At 71.1% G+C, this 20,616-nt stretch carries 18 protein-coding genes and 1 pseudogene; 11 read left to right on the forward strand and 8 right to left on the reverse strand.

Going from position 1 to position 20,616, the window contains the following annotated elements; all coding sequences use genetic code 11:
• Window positions 1-10 precede the first annotated feature (10 nt).
• Window positions 11-991: a helix-turn-helix domain-containing protein gene (locus AB0B66_RS15315; protein ID WP_360528910.1), complete on the reverse strand. Its 981-nt coding sequence runs from the start codon at window positions 989-991 to the stop codon at window positions 11-13.
• 93 nt (window positions 992-1,084) lie between these two features.
• Between AB0B66_RS15315 and AB0B66_RS15320 the strand changes: the two genes are divergently transcribed.
• Window positions 1,085-2,143, forward strand: coding sequence for a saccharopine dehydrogenase NADP-binding domain-containing protein (locus AB0B66_RS15320; RefSeq protein ID WP_360528913.1), 1,059 nt, complete (start codon window positions 1,085-1,087; stop codon window positions 2,141-2,143).
• Window positions 2,144-3,518: 1,375 nt separating this feature from the next.
• Window positions 3,519-4,091 (forward strand): hypothetical protein, encoded by a 573-nt coding sequence (locus AB0B66_RS15325; protein ID WP_360528916.1) that lies wholly within the window; start codon window positions 3,519-3,521, stop codon window positions 4,089-4,091.
• A 453-nt stretch (window positions 4,092-4,544) separates the two neighbouring features.
• On the opposite strand, the gene AB0B66_RS15330 is transcribed toward AB0B66_RS15325, so the two are convergent.
• A complete protein-coding gene (locus AB0B66_RS15330) occupies window positions 4,545-5,459 on the reverse strand; it encodes an alpha/beta hydrolase (RefSeq protein ID WP_360528919.1) in 915 nt (304 codons plus the stop codon).
• 66 nt (window positions 5,460-5,525) lie between these two features.
• Here AB0B66_RS15330 and AB0B66_RS15335 point away from each other — a divergent pair, with 66 nt between their 5' ends.
• The 3 genes from AB0B66_RS15335 (at window position 5,526) to AB0B66_RS15345 (ending at window position 7,923) form a co-directional block, all read left to right on the forward strand.
• Window positions 5,526-6,131, forward strand: coding sequence for a TetR/AcrR family transcriptional regulator (locus tag AB0B66_RS15335; protein WP_360528922.1), 606 nt, complete (start codon window positions 5,526-5,528; stop codon window positions 6,129-6,131).
• Window positions 6,132-6,171: 40 nt separating this feature from the next.
• Window positions 6,172-6,807: a hypothetical protein gene (locus tag AB0B66_RS15340; protein WP_360528925.1), complete on the forward strand. Its 636-nt coding sequence runs from the start codon at window positions 6,172-6,174 to the stop codon at window positions 6,805-6,807.
• Between the two features lie 69 nt (window positions 6,808-6,876).
• Window positions 6,877-7,923, forward strand: coding sequence for a questin oxidase family protein (locus AB0B66_RS15345; protein ID WP_360528927.1), 1,047 nt, complete (start codon window positions 6,877-6,879; stop codon window positions 7,921-7,923).
• Here AB0B66_RS15345 and AB0B66_RS15350 read toward each other — a convergent pair.
• Window positions 7,920-9,932 (reverse strand): phage holin family protein, encoded by a 2,013-nt coding sequence (locus tag AB0B66_RS15350; RefSeq protein WP_360528930.1) that lies wholly within the window; start codon window positions 9,930-9,932, stop codon window positions 7,920-7,922. The genes AB0B66_RS15345 and AB0B66_RS15350 overlap by 4 nt on opposite strands.
• A gap of 134 nt (window positions 9,933-10,066) precedes the next feature.
• Here AB0B66_RS15350 and AB0B66_RS15355 point away from each other — a divergent pair, with 134 nt between their 5' ends.
• Together AB0B66_RS15355 and AB0B66_RS15360 are read left to right on the forward strand one after the other, a co-directional pair.
• Window positions 10,067-10,582 carry a hypothetical protein gene (locus AB0B66_RS15355; protein ID WP_360528933.1) on the forward strand — a complete coding sequence of 172 codons (516 nt, stop codon included), beginning with the start codon at window positions 10,067-10,069 and terminating at the stop codon, window positions 10,580-10,582.
• Between the two features lie 15 nt (window positions 10,583-10,597).
• Window positions 10,598-11,284 (forward strand): annotated as a pseudogene (locus AB0B66_RS15360) (transposase); the annotation flags it as partial.
• Between the two features lie 62 nt (window positions 11,285-11,346).
• Here the strand turns inward: AB0B66_RS15360 and AB0B66_RS15365 are convergent.
• From AB0B66_RS15365 to AB0B66_RS15375, 3 genes are read right to left on the reverse strand one after another with little or no spacing between them, the layout of a single operon-like run.
• Window positions 11,347-12,105, reverse strand: coding sequence for an MBL fold metallo-hydrolase (locus AB0B66_RS15365; RefSeq protein ID WP_360528936.1), 759 nt, complete (start codon window positions 12,103-12,105; stop codon window positions 11,347-11,349).
• Between the two features lie 9 nt (window positions 12,106-12,114).
• Window positions 12,115-12,984, reverse strand: coding sequence for a hypothetical protein (locus AB0B66_RS15370; protein ID WP_360528939.1), 870 nt, complete (start codon window positions 12,982-12,984; stop codon window positions 12,115-12,117).
• Between the two features lie 37 nt (window positions 12,985-13,021).
• A complete protein-coding gene (locus AB0B66_RS15375) occupies window positions 13,022-14,428 on the reverse strand; it encodes an MFS transporter (protein WP_360528942.1) in 1,407 nt (468 codons plus the stop codon).
• A gap of 925 nt (window positions 14,429-15,353) precedes the next feature.
• Between AB0B66_RS15375 and AB0B66_RS15380 the strand changes: the two genes are divergently transcribed.
• Window positions 15,354-15,839: a hypothetical protein gene (locus AB0B66_RS15380; protein ID WP_360528945.1), complete on the forward strand. Its 486-nt coding sequence runs from the start codon at window positions 15,354-15,356 to the stop codon at window positions 15,837-15,839.
• A 294-nt stretch (window positions 15,840-16,133) separates the two neighbouring features.
• On the forward strand, window positions 16,134-17,513 hold the full coding sequence (locus AB0B66_RS15385; RefSeq protein WP_360528948.1) for a thrombospondin type 3 repeat-containing protein: 1,380 nt from the start codon (window positions 16,134-16,136) through the stop codon (window positions 17,511-17,513).
• 69 nt (window positions 17,514-17,582) lie between these two features.
• Here the strand turns inward: AB0B66_RS15385 and AB0B66_RS15390 are convergent, their stop codons facing one another.
• Complete coding sequence (locus AB0B66_RS15390; protein WP_360528951.1) at window positions 17,583-18,296, reverse strand: GNAT family N-acetyltransferase; 714 nt, start codon at window positions 18,294-18,296, stop codon at window positions 17,583-17,585.
• Window positions 18,297-18,435: 139 nt separating this feature from the next.
• Here AB0B66_RS15390 and AB0B66_RS15395 point away from each other — a divergent pair, with 139 nt between their 5' ends.
• Window positions 18,436-19,119 (forward strand): HEAT repeat domain-containing protein, encoded by a 684-nt coding sequence (locus AB0B66_RS15395; RefSeq protein WP_360528954.1) that lies wholly within the window; start codon window positions 18,436-18,438, stop codon window positions 19,117-19,119.
• Here the strand turns inward: AB0B66_RS15395 and AB0B66_RS15400 are convergent.
• Window positions 19,105-19,737, reverse strand: coding sequence for a DUF998 domain-containing protein (locus AB0B66_RS15400; RefSeq protein WP_360528957.1), 633 nt, complete (start codon window positions 19,735-19,737; stop codon window positions 19,105-19,107). The two genes, AB0B66_RS15395 and AB0B66_RS15400, sit on opposite strands and share 15 nt — an antisense overlap.
• Window positions 19,738-19,826: 89 nt before the next feature.
• On the opposite strand from AB0B66_RS15400, the gene AB0B66_RS15405 reads away from it, so the two are divergent.
• Entirely contained in the window at window positions 19,827-20,609 is a 783-nt protein-coding gene (locus tag AB0B66_RS15405) for a hypothetical protein (protein ID WP_360528960.1), read from the forward strand.
• Window positions 20,610-20,616: the final 7 nt, after the last annotated feature.

Raw genomic sequence — 20,616 nt, forward strand, 5'->3', positions numbered from 1 at the left:
ACAGGGTGGATCAGGGCAGGTCGGAGGCCGCCTCCCCGTGCGGGAGGTGGCCTCCCGGCGCGCGGAAGGTGCGGCGGTAGGCGTCCGGAGCCACCCCGACGGTGCGGTGGAAGTGCCGTCGCAGCGTGGTGGCGGTGCCCATGCCGGAAGCCTCCGCGATGGCGTCGATGCCGCTGTCGGTGTTCTCCAGCAGTTCCTGCGCGCGGCGGATGCGCTGCGTCGACAGCCACTGCAGCGGGGTGGTGCCGGTCGTCGACTTGAAGTGGCGGGCCAGGTTGCGCGAGCTCATGTTCGCCTGCCGGGCCAGGTCTTCCACGGTCAGCGGGCGGTTCAGCCGCTCCATCGCCCAGGGGAAGAGGTCGGCGAGGGGGTGGTCGTCGCGGGCGGGCACCGGGGTGGTGACGAACTGGGCCTGGCCGCCGGCACGGTGCGGGGGCACGACCAGGCGGCGGGCGACGGCGTTGGCGACCGTCGAGCCGTGGTCGCGGCGGATGAGGTGCAGGCACAGGTCGATCGCGGCGGCCTTGCCGGCGGAGGCGAGCACGTTGCCGTTGTCGACGTAGAGCACGTCCGGGTCGACGTCGATCCGGGGGTAGCGGGCGGCCAGCACGTCGGTGTGGGCCCAGTGCGTGGTGGCGCGTAGCCCGTCGAGGACCCCGGCGGCGGCGAGCACGAACACGCCGGTGCACAGCGAGACGAGCCGGGCACCCGCCCGGTGGGCTGCCCGGACGGCCTCGACCAGGTCGGCGGGCGGTTCGGCGTCGATGTCGTCGATGGCCGGGATGATCACGGTGTCGGCGGTGGCGAGCCGGTCGAGCCCGGCGTCGGGTTCCATCCGGAATCTGCCGATGCCGACCGGGCCGGGGCCGCAGACCACCAGGTCGTACCAGGGGTCGGCCAGGCCGCTTGGGTCGCGGACGAAGATCTCGCAGGCCATGGCGAGTTCGAAGTGGAGCATGCCGTCGGTGGCGGCGAGCGCGATCGTGGCCATGTCCGAAAGTGTATGAGGCGTGGCGTTCCAGACACTCGTCCGGGGCTGCCGCCGTTGGGAGGATCTTTTCGGTCGATCTTTGAGGAGACGAAGATGGGTACGGACAAGACCGTGGCGGTGTTCGGGGCGTACGGGCACACCGGCCGGTTCGTGGTGGCGGAGCTGACCGCGCGGGGGTTCGTGCCGCTGCTCGTCGGCCGCGACGCGGGCAAGCTCCGGGAGCTGGCGGAGTCCCATCCGGGCCTGGCGCACCGGGTGGCGTCGGCGGATGATCCGGCCTCGCTCGACCGGGCGCTGCGGGGTGCGGCCGCGGTCGTCAACGCCGCCGGCCCGTTCGCCTCGACGGCGGGCCCGGTGATCGAGGCCGCTCTGCGCAGCGGGATTCCCTACGTGGACGTGGCCGCCGAGATCGAGGCCAACCTCGACACGTTCGCGCACTTCGCCGACCGGGCCCGGGAGGCGGGGGTCGCGGTGGTCCCGGCGATGGCGTTCTTCGGCGGGCTCGGCGACCTGCTGGTCACCACGGCGATGGGGGACTGGACCGCGGCCGACGAGGCGCACGTGGCGTACGGGCTGAGCAGTTGGCACCCCACGGCCGGGACCGTCGTGTCCGGCACCGTCTCGCGGGACCGGCGCGACGGCCGCCGGGTCCGCTACACCGGCGGCCGGATCGAGTACTACGCCGCCGAGCGCGACCTGCCGATCCTGGACTGGGACTTCCCGGCCCCGCTGGGCACCCGGCCGGTCCTCGGCGAGTTCACCATGGCCGATGTCGTCACCGTCCCCAGCCACCTGGAGATTCCCGAGGTGCGCACGTACATGACCGCCGCCGCGGCCAGGGACCTGGCGTCGGCGCACACCGCGCCGGTCGCGGTCGACGACAGCGGCCGGTCCGCGCAGACGTTCGTGGTCGACGTCGTCGTGCGCTCCGGCGACACGCAGCGCCGTGTCGTGGCCACGGGTCGGGACATCTACGCGATCAGCGCACCGCTGGCGGTCGAAGCGGTCCACCGCATCCTCGCCGGGCAGGTGACGACGACCGGGGTCGCCTCGGCCGGAGAGATCTTCGACGCGGCCGACTTCCTGGGTGCGCTCGCGGCGCACCTGTCGGTCGAGCCGCGCCACGAGTCCCGTGTGGCGCAGGTCGCTTGATCGGAGCCTCTGGCGGTGCCGGAGGTGACCGGTGCGGCGGTGAGTCCGGCCAGGGCCGCCATGGCGTCAGCCATGGCGGCCCTGGCGTGTTCGGGGAAGAGTGGCCCACGCGGGGTACACGACGGGGCGTGCGCTGGGGGTCCGCCGGGCCAGCGTGACCGCCGCCGGACGGGCGGATGAACGAGTCGTCCTTGCAGTTGACGATCAGTGGCGGCGCGGTATCTCATCCAGCTATCGCGTCGAGGTCGAGCCAGGTGGCGGTCTGTCTCTGCGCCGCGACCGCAAAGTGCTAGATCACTGAGCCGTACAGCACACCGGTCAGTCTTGTGGCCAGTCCAGCGGGGACAGTCGCCCACCGCAGTGCCCGGCGCGAGCGCGAGTTCGCTCACTTGGTCGCAGATGGTGTCCTACTTGATCCGAAGCGACCGCCCGTCGAGCTCGCTCGAATGGAGGGCTGCCGCGCCGCAGGCGTAGCCGGACCCTTCGTGTGCAGATCGCGCTCTACCGATTGACCTCGTCGGCCGTCAGCTCCACGCGCTTGACGACGTCATGGCCCTTCGGCGTCGAGTCGTTCGACGCCTCGACGCCCGCCCGTTGGCCATCGCATCTATCAGCTGGACGATATTGGCATCGCCTGCCCGGCTACTCGGGAACTGATCGTCCATAACCTGAACATCGGCCACCTCCGTTTAGCGGAAGAGCAGGTAGATGTCGCGGCCGGTGAGGCTGCCGTGGGCGGTCGACTCTCGTGAGCGGTGAGAACTGCTGAAACGCTTTGGGGCGCGCCCGGCTCCATCCGGACGCGCCCCACAGTGTTCTCGCGCAAGTCCGCCTAGGAAGCGCACGAGTGTCGCGACACGACCGCAAGGAACTTGTCGACGACTTCCCCATTGTGGGGTCGTCTCCTCCGCTGCGCCAGCGGGCACACCGAGCCATATTTGTCTGATTTGGGTTATTTGATGTCTTTTGGCGTATGTGTAAGTCGCGTGAGTCAGGAAAGCGACCCGAACACGATCCACCGATCGAGTGAAACATGAGGCCTGATACGACACGCCAAACCCGTGTCTCGCAGACGATCAGCTCGCAATGAGATGTCTGCGTGGGATCCTGAAGTGCGTCCGCGAAGGGCCTCCATCCCGGCCGGACGGCACCGAGAGCAACACGGCACCACGAGCAAGACACGCAAGTCCGCCTATCCGCACCGCCACGGTCGGCATGGCCGTGGCGTCCCCCGCCACGGCTATGCCGGCCGGGTGGTGCGCCTGCCCACGATGTGTCCGATACGAACAAGGAGATGACTTGGCCCACGCGCCACGCCGCACACCAGTACTCCACCACCGCCGTCGGCTGTTCGTCCACCGCCACGGAGGTGTCGGTGGACGCTGACCTGATCGTCTCCATCATCGCCGCTGTCTGCGGTCTACTCGGCATCGCGGGGTTCCTCCAGCTCGGGGATGCCCGCAACTGGCGTAGGCAGGACGAAGAGCGTCGAGAGGTCGAGAGTGCTGCCCGTCGGCAAGATCTGGCCCGCCGCACAGTCGGCGTGCGGCACGAGCACGCGCTCAACAAGGCGCTCGACAGGTTGCTTGACCTCAAGGTCATCGCCTGCGCCGTGGTGAACGGCGACGAGGTCCTGACTGCTCGTCGTATGGAGCAGCTGGACCTGAAAGAGCACCTCAACAGCCTCAACGTCGTCGCGTCGTCCCTGCCTGAGACGGTCAGGGACAACCTGTGCCGCTGCCACGACGGTGGTGTCGCGCAGCTTGCCGAGGTCCTACTGACAACACCGTTCCCGGAGGAACGGGTCGAGGCCATGGGCGTGGTACCGGAAACCTGGACGAAGGCCGAGGTCGGGCTAGTCGCCCTGCGTCAGTACAGCGCGGCCAGCGAACTGGTGACGGCGATCGACGTTGCCGAGAACCTGGTGCGCGACCACTTGCCTGTGTGAATGTCTCGGGCGGTGGGGGTCCCGCGTGTGGCCACGGGACCTCTACCGCCGGAGCTATCTGACTTTGGTGCCGGCGAAGACGGTGGCTGAGCTTTACCTCTCTTGCATCTCGGTGTCCTTCGGCGGGGCGGCCCTCTGCGCGCTGCCTGCGGCAAAACTGGTGGTGACGGTTTTGTCTTACTTGGCGGCCAGGCCGCGCTGACGTGTCACCACGATATCGACGAGCCGAGTCGTTCTCTCTTCCTGGTTCTCGGGGTCGTATGGCGGCAAGTTGTTCACAAACGGCGTCAGCTTTGACTCCACGGCATTGGCCGCATGAAGATCGGCCGGGGCGAACTCCCGCGGCGATTACTGCCCTGCCCACACTCCGTCCTCGACAATCTCATTCGACGCGACGGCAGTCGACCTGCCCGGTCTTGCACCCGGGCGGGGTTGAGCCGCGTGTGTGGGCTGCTATGCAGTGTCGGTGGTGACCGGTCCGGCGGCGAGCCCGGCCTGGGCCGCCATGGTGTCGGCCATGGCGGCCCACACGTGTTCGGGCAGGACATGGCCCATGCGGGGGTACGCGACAGCCCGCGCGCCGGGGATCCGGCGGGCCAGTGCGGCGCCGGCGGACGCGCGGATGAGCGGGTCGTCGGCACCGTTGACGATCAGGGTCGGCGCGGTGATCTCACCGAGCCGGCGGCCCGTCGCGCCGAGGTTGAGCCCGGCGGCGGTCTGGCGCTGCGTGGTGCTGGGATCACGCGGCGACCGCGCGTGGCTGAGCCGTGCCACGGACCGGGCCCACTCCTCCTCGAACGGGTGATGCGGGGAGGACAGCAGCCGGATCATGTCGACCAGGGTCTGCACCGCTCCCTCATCGGTGTCGGGATGCTTGATCCGCGCGAAGCGGCCGAACACGCCGAACTTCACGTAGCGCAGCAGGCCGAGCTTGCCGGAAGGCCCGCCCGCGACGGCGGTGACGGTGCGCACCCGCTGCGGGTGCAGGACGGCGGTGGCCAGCGCGAGGCCGGTGCCCAGCGAGACGCCGCACAGGTGGGCCGAGTTCCACCCGAGGGCGTCCATGACGGCCAGCCCGTCGTCGACCATGTCTGAGGCGGTGTAGGCGGGCTTGCGGCTGCCGCTGAACAGGACCCGGAACGGGTTCTCCGGCCGCGGCGAGGTGAAGTGCGTGGACAGCCCGGCGTCGCGGTTGTCGTAGCGCGCGACGTGGAAGCCGCGGTCGGCCAGTGCCCGGCAGAAGCCGTCGGGCCAGAACACCATCTGGAAGTCCAGACCCATGATGAGCAGCAACGGCTCGCCGCCGGGCGCACCGAAGGTCTCGTACGCGAGCTGGACTTCTCCGTTGTGTGCCGTCCGTATGGTCACCGTGGCCTCTTCGCGCTAGTTTCGCAATGCGACTGCATTGTAAACACGGGAAGGTACGTTCTGGCCATGCCCCGCAAGGTCGACCATGATCAGCGACGCCGCCACATCGTCGAGTCGCTGCTGCGCATCACCGGAGCACAGGGCCTGGAGGCGGTATCCCTGCGCGAGGTCGCCCACGAGGCTGGCGTGTCCATGGGCGCCGTGCAGCACTACTTCGCCAGCAAGGACGAGATGCTGCTCTACGCGCTGCAGCACTGGCTGAGCCTGAGCGTGCACGACCGCTTCGCCGGCCGGGTCCGCGACCGGCTCGCGGGCGAACCCGCGGGTGAACCCGCCGGGGTGCTGCGCGCGATAGCGGCTGAGTACCTGCCCCACGACGCGGCCGGACGGGCCGACGCGCTGGTCGCCGTCGCGTTCCTGTCCCGGGCAGCCGTCGCACCGGCGCTCGCCGCCGCGCTCGCGCCCGCCTTCGCCGGGTTCGTCCGTACGCTGAGCAGCGTGTTCGACACCGCCGGGTGGCCGATCGACGCCCCCGCCGAGGCCCAGCGGCTCGCCGCGCTGCTCGACGGGCTGCGGCTGCCGGTGCTCGCGGGCGCGCTGTCACACCAGGACGCGCTGGCCGTCGTGGACCGCCACCTCGCCCAGCTCGCCACTGCCGCCGCGCACGCCTGACCTCGTCGGCCCGCCGCGGTTGATGGCATGATGCTCCGCCGTGGGCAACTCGACCGTGTACCGGATCTACACCAGCGACGACCTCGACACCGTGTACGCGAAGACGCGGCGGCTGCTCGACCTGCGCTCGCCCACCTGCTGCCCGGCGCGCGTCGACGCGTGCATCGAGGTCGACACCCATCGGGACCTGGCCCGCTACCTGACCCTGAACGGCGCGCACCTGTCGGTGTCGGTTGCCGCGGAACTCTTCGAGCAGTTCGCCTCGGCGCTGGATCCGCATCTGCCGACCGCCGACCGGATGACCCGGCGACGCGACGGCAGCGCGTACCTGATGGCCGACCTGACCGAAGCCGTCGTCACCGTGCTGTCCGGGCTCCCGCTGCTCGACGGCACGATCTTCACCCGGGAGCACGACCTGCACGACGACCCCGCCGATCTCGTGGTCGCGGCGGTGGGCGGCGACCCGGCGACGATCGCCTGGCACGTGTGCTGGCCGGGGCGGTGCAAAGGGGCCGGGTTCGAGCTGGGCCTCAACGGCATGGAGATGTACGACCGTAATCCTCCGCCGGGCCACAGCCTGTACGTGCACGTCGGCGCGTACGAGGAGGAACTGGCGCAGGGACTGGCTCGCGCGGTCCGGGGCGGCATCCTCGGCGACGCCGCGAGCGGATGGTGACCGCTCTACACTTTCGCCAGTTCAGAAGCTCTTGACATCAAGTCAGCTTGAGGTCGAAAGCTGTTGAGCATGATAAACGGGGTTCTCGACGAGGTATACCAGCGGCTGCAGCACACCGGGCCGGAGCGCGACGGCTGGCTGTCCAACCACGCGCCCATGGCCGCGGAGGCACTGGTCCGGCATGGCCACGCCGACCAGGTGCACGCCTGGATCGACGGCTACCGCGACCGGCTGTCCGAACGCCCGCGCGGCATCCGGCGCATCTCCGTCGGCGAGTGGCGCGATCCGCTGGGCGACCCGGTCCGCACCGGTGACTGGCTCACCTTCTTCGAACGGCAGCTCACCGAGCGGCCCTGGCGCGAGGTGCTGATCCAGTGGTGGCCCCGGCTGCTGCCGGGAGTGGCCGCCGGGGCCACGCACGGCGTCATCAGGGTCGGGCACGCGGTGCGCGCCCTGCTCGACAGCGAGCAGGACGGCACGGCGACCCCCGCCCGGGTGGCCGAACTCGGCGCGGGCCTGGGCTACTGGGCCGCCCGCTGGCAGCCGCTCGCACCGGCGGGCAAAGGCCCGTATCGGTCGAGCGATCCGCGCTCGGCGCTCGACGCCGTGCCCCGGGTGCCGCACCAGCGATCCGGGATCCGCAACCGGCTCGCGCAGCTCGCGGATCTGCCGGGATGGCCGGAGTCGGCCGGGGCGGTGCCCGGCGACGCCGAGACGGGCGCGCCGGACCGGCTCGCGGCCATCGTCGAGGCGGCGGCGCTGCGGTTCGGCACGCACGGGCACGGCAACCCGGTGATGCTGGTGCACGCGACCACCGCGCCGAACGCGATCGCGCGAGTGCTGCCGGTGCTGCCGGCCGCGCTGTGGGAGCCGAGCGTCCAGGCGGCGTGGGCCGCGACGGCGGCGGTGACGAGCGCGTACTCGCCGGCCGAGGCTCGGCCGATGCCGGTCCGCGGAGCGACGGATCCGGCCGACCTGATGGCACGCGGGCTGCACGACCAGGACTCGCACGGGATCAAGTTCATCGACGCGGCCCTCGACGTGCATCGGCGCACCGGCGAGCAGGCGGTGCTGGACGTGGCGACGTACGCCAACGATCTGATCGCCCGGGGCTAACCGGTCGGCGGTGTTCGCAGTCCGAGGTTTTCCAGCCAGCGCACCAGCTGCCGGTGGACCGCGTCGGCGCCGACGAGGGCGTCCGGCGCGGTCCATCCTGCAGGGTGGATCAGCACCGGCCGGGTCTGCCACCCGCCGAGCCCGCCGTGGCAGCCGACCAGCTCCTCGAACGCGGCCACCTCACCGGTCGCCGGATCGAGCAGGCTGTTGAGCACGATGTCGCCGACGTGCGGCAGCGTGTCGTGCCGCCGCAGGTCGTCGGCCGCGTGCGGGCCGAACGGCGCGAGGGGGTCCGTGCCGTCGACCCGCCCGTCGGCGAGGTGGTGGACGCCGTCGCGGCTGAGCACGACCGGTCCACGGGCGCGGGAGCGCACCATCGCGAACCCGATGCCCGGGTGGGCGACCAGGCCGGTGAGCAGGTTCGGGTGCCGGGCCTCGATCTCCTCCAGCGTCAGCCGGCGGCGCTCCCGGGCGAGGTAGACCATGCCCAGGTTGCCGGACGCGACGACGACCAGTTCCGCACCCGCGGCAGACCCCGGCGCGCTTACCGGCTCGCGTGCCTCCAGCATGTCGTGGGTCAGCCGACCGACGGCCTTCCGCTCGCCGCTGATCTCGGTGAGTAGGGCCCGGACCCGGCCCCACTGCTCGTTTTCGGGCGCGGTCGCCACGTCCGCGCCGTCGCCCGCCATCAGCTTTCGGACCAGGGCCTCCAGCGTCGTGCCGTACCGCTGTAGGAACGTCGCGCCCTGGCTCTGCCCGTGGTCGGACAGGACCACGAGGTGGTACGGCCGTGGCGCGCTGCGCGCGAGCTGCTCCAGCGTGCCCAGCACCCAGTCGATGCCGTCCAGGGAGGCCAGCGACTCCGCCCGGGTCGGCCCGGCATGGTGGGCGATCTCGTCGTAGTCGACGAAGTCGCAGTACAGGACCGGTGCGCCCCGCATCATGTGCTCGGCCGCCAGGTTCAGGTTGAGGTCGCGCAGCAGCACGTTGGTCACACCGCGCAGGGCCACGTAAGAGGCGGCGCGGTGCACCCGGGGTTCGATGTCGCGAGCCCGCTGCCGCCGCGCCTGGAACACTTCCTTGATCATTTCTCCGGCGGTCAGCACCAGCGAGCGGGTCAGCCCGAACGGGTCGACGAGATAGCTGCTGACCTCGCGGGTGGGGCCGCGTTTGCTGCCCTTGCGGGCCGCCGTGCTCATGGTCAGCAGGCTGACCGGAGCGTCGCCGGAGAACACGTTGGACAGGCTCACCCCGCCGTCGGCGAGCAGGCCCCGCCCGTCGGAGAAGCCGCGCTCGACGTACTCGGCGTCCTTGGGGTGGTTGGTGACCACGAGCCGGCCGGTCTCCTTCTCCAGCCAGCGGAACGCGGGCACGTGCGCACTGGCCCCGTGCAGCAGGCCGGCCTGGCTGGCGGGGGTGGTCGCGGGCAGCTGGGCGTGCCATTCGACCAGCGTGTGGCTGCCCGAGCGGATCCAGCGGGTCAGCGTCGGCAGGTTGCCCGCCTGGATCGCCCAGCGGGCCAGCGGTGCCGACAACCCGTCGATCTGGATCATCAGTACGCCGGGGACCGCGGTGGCGACGGCTTCGCGGCGGGTCGTCTTCGTGGACCGCAGCAGGTGCGCGAGCATCGCCGCGTTGTCGCCCGCGGTGACGAGCCACATCCCGGCGCTGACCAGGATGGAGTAGATCCACGACGCCCAGAACGCGGGCCAGAAGCCGTCCACCGTGATGTGCGGGGCGAGGATCAGCGCCAGGTACACCAGCAGCGACTGGGTCAGCAGCCAGCCCGCCACGACCCCGGCCCAGCCGAGCCGGGCGGCGAACGCGGCGAACAGCGGCCGCAGCACCGCGGCGGCGATCGCGAGCAGCACCGCGGCCAGTAGGACGTCCCATCCGGTGCTCGCCGACAGGCCCGGCGTGACCGCGATCGCGATGCTCAGCGCCGCCCAGTCGAGCAGCAGCACCACGATCGCCGGGCGCAGCCGGCCGCCGAGGCGGTGGAGGTTCACCGGAACCTCCGAAGGATGCCCCGTCCTTCAGGACGGGGAGGAATTCGGACTCCTGCGCAGCAGGGCAAGGAAAGGCGATTCGCCCACAGGGCGGACCGCCGTCGACTGTCAGACCCCGCCGCTAGGTTGGGACCATGACCGCCACGCCGCCGGATGATGCCGGTCATGCCCGGTACATGTACCGGCTGCGCGTGTCCAAGACCGCGGCCACCTCGCTGGAAGCCGAGTGGGCCCGCTGCCGTTGGGTCTGGAACGAATGCGTCCACCAGTCGAAGGCCGCGCACCATCAGTCCAGGTCGACCGGCGTGAAGGTAGCCCGGGGTCCGGCGCAGCTCGACAAGATGCTGACCGAGGCCCGCTGCCGCACCGCGTGGCTGCGCGAAGGGTCGTCGGTGCCGCAGCAGCAGGTGACACGGGACTTCGGCAAGTCCCGTGCCAAAGCGCTGAAGGACATCAAGGACCGGCTGCCCATGGCGCGTCGAGCTGGGATGCCCCGGGTAAAGAAGAAACACCACAGCGACCCGAGCCTGAACTACACCCGCCGCGGCTTCCGCCTGAAGGACGGCAAGCTGCACCTGGCGGGCGGCGTCGTCGTGACCGTCGTGTGGTCCCGCGAACTCCCGGCCGACCCCAGCTCGGTGCGCGTGTAACGCGACAACCTCGGACACTGGTGCTGCTCGTTCGTCGTCGCCGCACCGATCGAGCCACTGCCCGCGACCGGCAGTGTGATCGGCATCGACTGGGGCGTGAAAGAGGTCGCGACCACCACCAGCGACGCCCATGACCTTCCCCACCCCGAGCACGGGCGTAAGGCCGCCGCAAGGCTGGCCCGCTACCAGCGCCAGATGTCGCGCCGCGAACGACCCAAGGGCAAGCCGCAGAGTCGGGGCTACCGCGAGGCGCAGCGGCAGGCCGCGAAGCTGCACAAAAAGGTGGCCCGTCAGCGGCAGGACACGGCCCGTAAATGGGCCAAGGCCGTGGTCGCCGACCACGACCACATCGCGGTGGAGGACTTCCGGCCGAAGTTCCTCGCCAAGACCACCATGGCCCGCAAGGCCGCTGACGCCGCCATCGGCGCCACCAAAGCCGCACTGGTCGAGATGGCCCGCAAGCATGGCCGGGACGTCCGGCCCGTACATCCCGCGCATACCACGATGGACTGCGCGCATTGCATGACGAGAGCCAAGCATGCACTGCCGCTGGGGGAGCGCACCTATACCCGCACCGCGTGCGGAGCCGTGTCCCCACGGGACAAGAACTCCGCCCGCGTGATGCTTGTCAGGGCTGGTCTGAGCCCTGCTGGTGCTGAGGGCATAAGACCACCTGAGCCGCTGGCTCGGGTGGCTGCCTGAGCCAGGAATCCTCATAAGCCCTGAAGGCGGGAAGAATCCCCCGCCTTCAGGCGGGGAAGCAGTCAAGGCTGCCATGTCAGCCCGCTGCCGGGGGCCAGCACCCGTACCTCGGTGGGCAGCTCGCGGGCCGCGACGGCGGCGGCGAAGGCGCGGGCGGGTTCGCGCAGCCGGTCGCGGTAGAAGACGCGCAGGCCGTACGGGAACAGCGTGCCCCAGTGGATGGGCACCGCGCGGCGCGGCCGCAGCAGGGCGACGGCTTCGGCGGCCCGCTGCGGGTCCAGGTGTCCCGGGCCGAGGTTCGGTCCCCAGCCCCACACCGGGATCAGGGCGAGGTCGAGGTCCGGGGACAGGTCGCGCATCCCGGCGAACAGGTCGGTGTCGCCGGCGAAGTAGACGGCGCTGCGCGCGGACCCGATGAGGTATCCCACTGCGGCGGCCCGCGGCCCGAACGGCTCCCGCCTGCCGTCGTGCACCGCCGGGGTCGCGGTCACGGTCAATGCGCCGACCGTGTGGGACTCGCCCGCCTTCAGCGTGACCACCTGACGGAAGCCCCGCCGCCGCAGGAAGGCCCCGGCGCCGTCGGGTGCGACGAGGCGCACGTCGCGGCCGAGCAAAGCGAGCGAGCGCAGGTCGCAGTGGTCGTGGTGCAGGTGTGACAGCACGACCACGTCGACATCGGCGTGGTGGTGGGTCGGCACCGGCGCGGCGACCCGGCGCAGGAACGTCAGGCGGCCGCGCAGCACGGGATCGGTGAGCACGCGTACGCCGTCGAGGTCGAGGAGGACCGTCGAGTGGCCGAGGAACACCAGCGAGCACGCCACCGGGACCTCTCAGCTCCGGGGCTCGCCGCGGCGGCGGGCGAGGGCCGCGGTGATGGGGATGGCCGCGCAGAGCCCGCTGAGCAGGATCGCGGCGAGCGCGCCGAGCACGGCGGGCTGGTCGCTGAACGCGATCCCGATGGCGGCCAGGGCCGGGCCGAGGTTGCGTACGGCGGTGACGGCGCCCATGGTGGTGCGCCGGGCCGGTGACCCGGTGGACAGCAGTGTGCCCAGGCCGAACGCGAGGACGGAGAACAGGAACCCGGCCAGAAGCGCCCGCGAGCCCAGCAGGTCGACGACGTCGCTCCAGCTGCCCAGCAGCATCCCGGCGAGCACGATCAGGAACGTCACGTTGGACACCTTGACCGCGGCCGGATGCCAGGACAGGGCCGTGTCGGCGGCGTAATGGCGCAGCAGCAGGCCGATCGCGAACGGCACGAGCTGCAGGATCGCGACGGTGCGCACCAGCGCGCCGACGTCGAGCGAGATGCCGCCGCCCACGTCGGCCGCGGTGAGCAGCACGTTGGCGGTCAGCGCGAAGGTGACGCTGCCGATGGCCGCGAGCAGCACCTGCATGGCGGCGCCGGTGGTGACGTCACCGCGCTGGATCATGCCGAGCTTGGCCCCGAACGGCCCGCCGGGTGAGCACGCGATCAGCAGCAGTGCGATGAACGGCGCGGTCGCGAGCTGTAGCAGGGCGGCCAGCCCCCAGCCCAGCAGCGGGATGACGATCAGGTTGGCCAGCAGCACGAGCACGAGCAGGGGCACGTCGGTGAACGCCCGGCGCAGGGCGGGCACGGTCGCGCCGAGGCCCGCCGCGAACATGGTCGACGAAATGAAGATCACGGTTATCGCGTTGAGCAGCAGCTGCAACGTGTCCACGTGGTCTCCTGCCTGGTAGGTCGGGGACATGTGTTGATCAGGGCGCGGAGGGTGCGGCGGTCCTCGGCAGCTTCGCGGCCGCGAACAGCCCGGCCAGCGCCACGACGGCCAGTACGGCCATGGCCAGCCCGTACGCCCGCCCGGGGGTCGCGGTGATGCCCGCGACCAGGATGGTGCCCGCGACGGCGGTGCCCAGCGACGAGCCGAGATTGGACACGCTGCGCGACAGCCCGGAGATCTCGCCCTGCAGGTCGTCACCGAAGCTGGACTGCACCACGTTGACCGACGGGGTCAGCATCAGGCCCAGCCCGAGCCCGATGAGCAGCAGTCCCGGCGCGAACGCCCAGACCCCGGGCGTCCCGGCGACCAGGGCGAGCAGCACGAGCACACCGACCGCGGTGAGCACGAAGCCCGCCTGGATCAGCGTGCGCTGCGGGCGGCGTTTGGCCAGTCGCTCGGCCGCCAGTGACGAGACCAGCAGGCCGACCGTCGCGGCGGTGAAGATGACGCCGGTCTGGATCGCGTCGTAGCCCCGGACCACCTGCAGGTACGCAGCCACCGTGAACGAGGTGCCCATCAGGATCAGCCACTGGGCGTTCTGCGTGATCAGGCCCAGGTTCGAGGTGCGGTTGCGGAACAGCGCGGTCGACAGCAGCGGCTCGCGGCCGGCCCGCTCCTGGGCGCGTACCCACCGGAAGAACAGGAACAGCAGTAGCACGCCCGCGGCGATCAGGCCGAGCATCAGCCAGGCGTTGTCGTCGGCGGCGAGGATGCCGGCCACGACGAGGATGAGCCCGGCCGCCGACAGCACCGCGCCGCGGGTGTCGAACGGGCGGGTCGGGTCCGGTGGCAGCGGGTCGAGCACCTTGCGGCCCAGCACGATGATCACCGCGATCACCAGGGCCTGGAACACGAACGCCCAGCGCCAGCTCAGCGCCGAGGTGATCAGACCGCCGATGAGCGGGCCCGCCGCGGCCCCGACGCCGCCCATCGCGCTGATCGCGCCGAACGCCTTGGCCCGCGCGGTGACGCCGCTGAACAGCAGGGTGGTGAGGATGTAGACGGGCGGGATGAGCAGCGCGGTGCCGACGCCCTCCAGGATCGAGTTGCCGAGGATGAGCACGCCCAGCCCCGGTGACACGGCGCTGAGCAGCGCGCCGATGCCGTAGAGGATGAGGCCGGCGAGGAAGCAGCGCTTGCGGCCGTACCGGTCGGTCAGCTTGCCGCCTGGGATCATCAGGGCGGCCATCACCAGCAGGAAGATCGTGATGGCGATCTGGACGCCCTGGACCGTCGTGTTCAGGTCCTGGCTGATGTCGTTGATCATCACGTTCATGTTCGAACCGGCGAAACTGCAGATGAACTGCGCGAGCGCGAGCGGTACGAGCATCTGCCGCAGGGCCCGCGCGGGCGGCTCGGCGGCGGGGGATCGGGCCGTCGTCATGGGTGCCTCCTCGATCGCCCGTGTGCGTGGGCCGCATCGAGCAGCCTGTCCAGGTTCTCCACGCGCCCGATCGCAGGACGCGGGTGCCCTACAGCGTATTTAGCGTGTCTGTTTCATGCCGTTATATTGTGAATATCCGATGGCAAACCTCGTGGGTTGCTTTGCGGTAAGGGTCTCCAGCCACCGCGACCGCATGGCCGACGATGCCTATCTATATAGTTCGATTCATCCTTTCTGGGTAGTTCGCCCGGAGCCGGCCGGTGCACGTCTGCGCTGGACAGCCGCCCTATGTGTCAGCGGTAGCCCACCATGTTCCCTATGCCCCATTCCATGGCTATGCGGCAGGGTTGTTCGCGTGGCCGCAACCGGACGCCTCCCGGCGATCCGCGCAGCGGCACCCGACACAGGAGGCCGCCCGTGGTGCACCAGCCGCTGACCCGGCGAGGCCGACGTTTGCTCGCCACCGGTGCGCTGGCCGCCACCACCGTGCTGGTCGCTGCTGGTGCTGTCGCAGCCGCGGCTCCCTGGCGCGGCTCCGCACAGGTGCCGGTCGAAGGCCACGCGGCCGGAAGGTGGCCCAGTCCGTCGGCGCACGCCGGGCCGACGGCCACCCCGGCGGCCCCGACACCGACCGGAACCGCCCGACCGGGCACCGACGAGCCGGGCGCGTCAGCGTCCGCCAGCCCGTCGCCGATACCGACGGCGTCGCCGTCGCCGTCGGCCGTTTCGCCACCGGCCGGCGAGACGCTGCCTGATCCGGCTCCAGACGCCGTGCCCTCAGAGACCCCGACCCCCGAAAGCGCGACGGCCGACCCGTCGCCGCCTGTCCCCGCGACGCCCGCGTCCGCGGCGTAACACCACGTCAACCAGCAACCGGCGCGTCGTGTGGGCGCGCGGGTCGACCCACCCTGTCCAGGAGGACGCCATGAAGCAACACCGGATCACCAAGCGGACCGCCGTCGTCGGCACGGCCGTGCTCGGCACCATCGTGGCAGCCACCGCCGCGTGGGCCGTCTTCGGCTCCACCATCGTGGCCGGAGCCGCCGGTGGAGCCGAGATCGTCCAGGAGATCACCGTCGTCGGAGAGCAGCTCAGCTCGCCGCTGCTGCCGGGCGAGTCGTCGAACGTGAAACTGGCCATCCACAACCCGAACTCGAACGTGCGGGCACAGGTCACCGGCATCAGCCCCGGCACGGTCACGGTCAGCGGGGTGGCCCCCACAGACGTGGACACGTGCAAGGCGTACGTCGTCACTAACCAGGGCATGTACCCTGCGCTGCCGACGCTGGCCAAGGACGGCGACTTCGACTACACCATCGGCGACGGCGTGAAGCTTGGCGACGCACCCCTGATCTGCCAGGGCATGAAGTGGACGACGAACTGGAACGTGACGTTTCAGGCAGTTCGCTGACCGGGCGGCGGCGACCGGCGTGCTCCCGGTGACGGGCGGTCCCGACGTCGTATCGCTGCTGCTCACCGGCTTCTTGTGCGTGCTGCTCGGGGTGTGCGGCCGCTGGTGGGCCGGGCGCTGAGCCCTAGGCCCGTGAACCGGGCCCGCGGCTCGCACCGAGGAAGGGCGCCTTCTCATGCCTCGCGGCAGGGTAGGCGTCCTTCCTCGCGCACGGGTTGCCGGCAGGCCGGTTTCGGACTGACGGGTTCTGCGCAGTCCGGGGCGTCCATGGGAAGGCTCGCCGACGCTTCGCGCATGATGTTCGATATCTCGCGGCGCACCGCCGCGACCGTAGCCGCAGCCGTGCTGCTGGCCGCCACCGTGGTGGCCCAGCCGGCCCACGCGGCAGATCCGGTGCACAACAAGTCCACCCTGCGCATCTGTGACCCGACCGGCTGCTACGTGGCCTGGCGGGTCGTCGACTCCGACCACGACGGCGTCAGCGACGCCGACGAGCTGATGGCGGGCACCGACCCGTACGACCCGAACAGCCGCCCGCGCCTGGAAGTGGTCGTCGAGGTGGCCCTGGAGCGCAAGCTCCCGTCGTTCGAGGCAGGGCTCGGCGCGTTCCTCGCCGTGCCCCAGGAGATCATCGAGGCGCGCGAGAAGGTCGGCATGGACGTGCTCGGCGCGTTCGACATGGCCTCGCGCCGGGACACGCTGACCCACTTCGGCCTGACCTTCGGCGAACTCCAGACGGGCGGAGTCGACGTCGATCCGACCCACGGGTTCACCGTCGGGATGGCGGGCAAAGGCGGGATCGGCTCGCTGCCGGGCGCCCGCATCGGCGGGGTGTCGGTCGGGCTGATCTCCGCGGGCGCGGCCGATCCGAAGTACCGCTTCGGCCAGGAACACGGCGGTGTCAAGAGCGTCAAGACCATCGACGGCGGCACCGGCACCCACATCGAGTTCAACGACGGCGCGACCCAGACCACCAGGTCCGACGGCGAGGGCGGGTTCAATCGGACCACCACGAACCCCGACGGCAGCACGGGCCCGTCGACCGTGGGCCAGAGCAGGGAGTCCAGCGACGGCGAGGGGGGCACGGTACGTGGCGACAAGCAGAGCACGACCGACCCCGACGGCACCCTGACCAGCGTCACGTATGTCGACGAGCACCGCTTCGGCAGCGGGGCGGTGAGCACGATGACGACCACGATCAAGTTCGCCTACGACGGCGACGGCAACGTGATCGGCTCGCAGAAGACGACCGTGGTCAGCTACGTCTCCGCCGACGGCGAGTACGGCTCGGCGGACACCACCGTCGAGGAGTGCGACGCCGACGGCAACTGCACCGTCGTCGACTCCGACTACGAGGACAGCGACACCGTCGACGACGAGGAGTATTACAACCCCGACGCCGACACGACCGTCGTCACCTTCGAGGCGGAGAAGAACGTCCTGCGTACCCGGGGAGCGGCCGTGAACACGGTGCCCGGCTGGGCCGCGCCCGGCTTCGAGAAGGAGCCGGCGAACCCGCGCGACCCGGTCCTGGTCGGGCTGATCGACTCCGACCTGTCCAGCGGCTTCCTGCTGGTGTCCCCACCCCGGATCACCAAAGCCCAGCCCGAGTACCGCGACGACCTGCCTCTCCCCGGCTTGCCCGCGTCCAAGGGCTGCCTGACCTGCCGGTGAACGACCCCGGACCGGCCGCGGGAGGCATCCGGCGGCCGGTCCGGCCATCCCTTGCCCGTCGTCCCGGCGTCAGCTGTGGTCCGACCGGAACGCGGCCGGAAGATGCTCCTCGGGAATGTGCACCGAGCCCATGGTGATCGGCCGCCGCACCCGGAAACCGAGCCGCTCATACATGGCGTACGCGCCGGGGTTGCTGTCGCTCACGTGCAGGAAGGCCCGCTCGCCCCGCTCGCGCATACCGGCGATCAGCGCGCGGACCAGCCGCATGGCCAGGCCCTGGCGGCGGTGGGCGGGGTCGGTGCAGACGGCGCTGAGCTCGTTCCAGCCGACCGGCCGTAGGCGCTCCCCGGCCATCGCCACCAGCGCCCCGCCACGGCGGATGCCCAGGTAGGTGCCCAGTTCGAGGGTGCGCGGCGTGAACAAGCGGCCGTTGCGGTGCCGCGCGACGAACGCCACGATCTCGGGCAGGTCGGTGGGGCCGAGCCGCACGGCCTCGTCGTCGTGCCGGGGCTCGACGTCGTCCTCGACGAGTTGCAGACCGGGCCCGACGCCGGTGACCTTCCAATCGTCGTGGGGCGCGACGACGACGCCGGCGATCGGGGCCCGCTCGGGGCCGACCAGCGCGGCGGCGTCGGCCCAGTCCTCGGCGGTCGTCGGATGCGGGATCGCGATGAACCTCGACAGCTCCGGCGGATAACGCAGGACGCGGCCCCGCCGCTGCGCCAGGTGGGCATGCGGCCCGGTCAGCGCGGATCGCACGGGGTCGTCGAGCGGATCGGCCATTCTGGTCCCCAGGTCGCTGCGAGGGCCGGTGCGGACTCCAGTCCGACACTGACGGTCGTGAATGGAGTCTAGATTCGGCGGCCAAGGCCGCGCTCGGCTCCGGCGCGAAACCCGTTGAGTGGCGGCCGACAATGGCCTGATGGGGAATCAGGACCGCAGGGTCGAGCCGGCTCGGATGCCGGACGCGGAGTTGTTCGCGGCAGCGGCGACCGAGGTCGCCGAGGGCGACCCCCTCGACCCGGCTCCACACCTGGTCGCCCTGCACGAGCGGCCGACCCGGGCGGTGTACGCCACCGCGGTGAGCACGCTGGACGACGAGGACCCGGACGCGCGCGAACTCGGCGTGCGGGTCCTGCGCGAACTGGGGCGGCAGGACGACGCGGGACGCAGGCCGTTCAGCGCGGAGGCGATACCGCTGCTGGTCGGGCGGCTCGATCGGGAGCAGGACCCGTACGTGCTCCAGAACGTGATTTCGGCGCTCGGGTACAACGCGGCGCGGGAGGCCCTCGACGAGGTGCTCCGGTTCACCGGGCACCCGAACCGGTGGGTCCGCTTCCACGTCGCGGCGGTGCTTCCGGCGCTGGTGGACCAGGAGCGGATCGAGCCGAGAGCGCTGGAGGCGCTGCGGTCGCTGTGCCGGGACGACGAGGCCGACACCCGGTACTACGCCCTTTATGCGATGGTCGAGGAGATCTCGGGCGCTGATCCCGAACTCGTCGCCCGGTCACTCGCCGACCTGGTGGACGACCCCGACGAGCAGATCCGTGAGCTGGCCCGGGTCCGCCTGGCCGCCGGGGAGGGCGGCCGATCAGCGCCGGACTGAGCCCGCGCGCCAGATCACCGCGCCGAGCACGACCGTCCAGACGGTGAGCGGGTCGAAGCCGAGCCGTTCCGCGCCGCCGACGCCCAGCCCGAGATGCAGTCCGCTGGCGAACAGCACGCAGCCGACGATCCCGACGACGCCCATCGTGAGTGAGAACGCCCGCTCGCGCCGCCGCTCGCGGGGTGTGGCCAGGCCGAGCAGCAGCGGGCTGAGCGCGGCCGGGAACTGCAACCCGGCCCCGACCAGGTGCAGCGGCATGTTCACGTCACCGGGTGCGAGGCCGACCAGCACGGCGCCGACGCCGCTGATCGCGATCAGCGCGAGTCCCGTCCCCGCCAGGCGATGCTGCGGCCACCAGCGCCGGGTCGTCAGCGCGCCGACCGTCGTGCACAGGCCGACCAGCACGAAGGTCACGTTCATCAGCACGTGCCGGGGCGAGCAGAGGAAGACGCCGGGCCGCCACGATTCGTCCGAGGTCGTGCATATCGCGTTGCCGAGATCGCTGATCGTGTTGTCGGCATAGCTGTACGCCGGATCCCAGGCCGCCGCGACGACCGGCTGCACCAGGAAGTAGACGACCGTCAGCATCCAGCAGGCCGCACCCAGCCGTTGTCTCACCCCGTCGAGATTAGACCCATCGGCCGGGATGCGCGGTCCCGGCAAATTGTCGTACCGGGGGCGGCCTGGTCGCGATTACGGTCGAGCGCATGAACCGGCTTTCCGAGATCACTTTCCGGCTGCCCGACACGGCGGCGTCCCGCGCCTTCCTCGACGGACTGCGGCTGCTGCTCGCCGACGTGCCGTACGCCGTGGGGTCCGTGGATCGCCTGACGCTCACCCCGCCGTGGTCCGGCGAGGCCCGCCCGGTGACCACGTTCGCGCTGGCCGACGTGCCCGCGCCCGAGGTCGCCCTGGACACCGGGCAGGTCATCGGCCTGGTGACCGGCCCGGGGACCGACGCGGTGGTCCTGCCGGCCCGGGTCGAGCTGTCCGACCTGGCCCGCCGCCTGGCCGGCCGCGTGCGCCGGGTGGACCACACGGGCGTGAACCTGCCCGTCGGCACCTCCGCCGAGCAGTGGGACGACCTGGTGGGCGCGGTCGCCGCCGCGTCGGCGATGTACCACTACCCCGACGGCGAGCCGTGGCCGTTCGTGCTGCCCGCGACACCACAGGAGCTGGCCGACGACATCCGCGACTTCGTGGTCGGCCGTGAACCCCGGTTCGAGCTGGTCCGCGAGCAGCGGCTCACCCAGACGTCGTGGCAGATCGCCCTGTGGACCGACCTGACCCGCGACGAGCTGGAGGTGCTGTTCCCCGATCCCGAGGGGATGACCTTCCCGGGTCTGGCGGACATCTTCCGGGTCGTCCCGGTCCGCCACCCGTGGCCGGACCTCGGCATCCGGTTCGACCTCTGCTACCGGGGCGAGGGCGGCCCGTCGGACTGGGAGACCGGCGAGTGGCTGGTCACCGAAGGCGGCCGGATCCGCTGACCCCGAC

This window comes from Catellatospora sp. NPDC049111, assembly GCF_040648615.1.
Classification (GTDB): Bacteria; Actinomycetota; Actinomycetes; order Mycobacteriales; family Micromonosporaceae; genus Catellatospora; species Catellatospora aurea.

Excerpts from the sequence above, each read along its gene's own strand:
- AB0B66_RS15315 (WP_360528910.1), bottom strand. The coding sequence starts at position 991 with ATGGCCACGATCGCGCTCGCCGCCACCGACGGCATGCTCCACTTCGAA.
- AB0B66_RS15320 (WP_360528913.1), top strand. The coding sequence starts at position 1,085 with ATGGGTACGGACAAGACCGTGGCGGTGTTCGGGGCGTACGGGCACACC.
- AB0B66_RS15335 (WP_360528922.1), top strand. The coding sequence starts at position 5,526 with ATGCCCCGCAAGGTCGACCATGATCAGCGACGCCGCCACATCGTCGAG.
- AB0B66_RS15345 (WP_360528927.1), top strand. The coding sequence starts at position 6,877 with ATGATAAACGGGGTTCTCGACGAGGTATACCAGCGGCTGCAGCACACC.
- AB0B66_RS15355 (WP_360528933.1), top strand. The coding sequence starts at position 10,067 with ATGACCGCCACGCCGCCGGATGATGCCGGTCATGCCCGGTACATGTAC.
- AB0B66_RS15375 (WP_360528942.1), bottom strand. The coding sequence starts at position 14,428 with ATGACGACGGCCCGATCCCCCGCCGCCGAGCCGCCCGCGCGGGCCCTG.
- AB0B66_RS15380 (WP_360528945.1), top strand. The coding sequence starts at position 15,354 with ATGAAGCAACACCGGATCACCAAGCGGACCGCCGTCGTCGGCACGGCC.
- AB0B66_RS15385 (WP_360528948.1), top strand. The coding sequence starts at position 16,134 with ATGATGTTCGATATCTCGCGGCGCACCGCCGCGACCGTAGCCGCAGCC.
- AB0B66_RS15390 (WP_360528951.1), bottom strand. The coding sequence starts at position 18,296 with ATGGCCGATCCGCTCGACGACCCCGTGCGATCCGCGCTGACCGGGCCG.
- AB0B66_RS15395 (WP_360528954.1), top strand. The coding sequence starts at position 18,436 with ATGGGGAATCAGGACCGCAGGGTCGAGCCGGCTCGGATGCCGGACGCG.
- AB0B66_RS15405 (WP_360528960.1), top strand. The coding sequence starts at position 19,827 with ATGAACCGGCTTTCCGAGATCACTTTCCGGCTGCCCGACACGGCGGCG.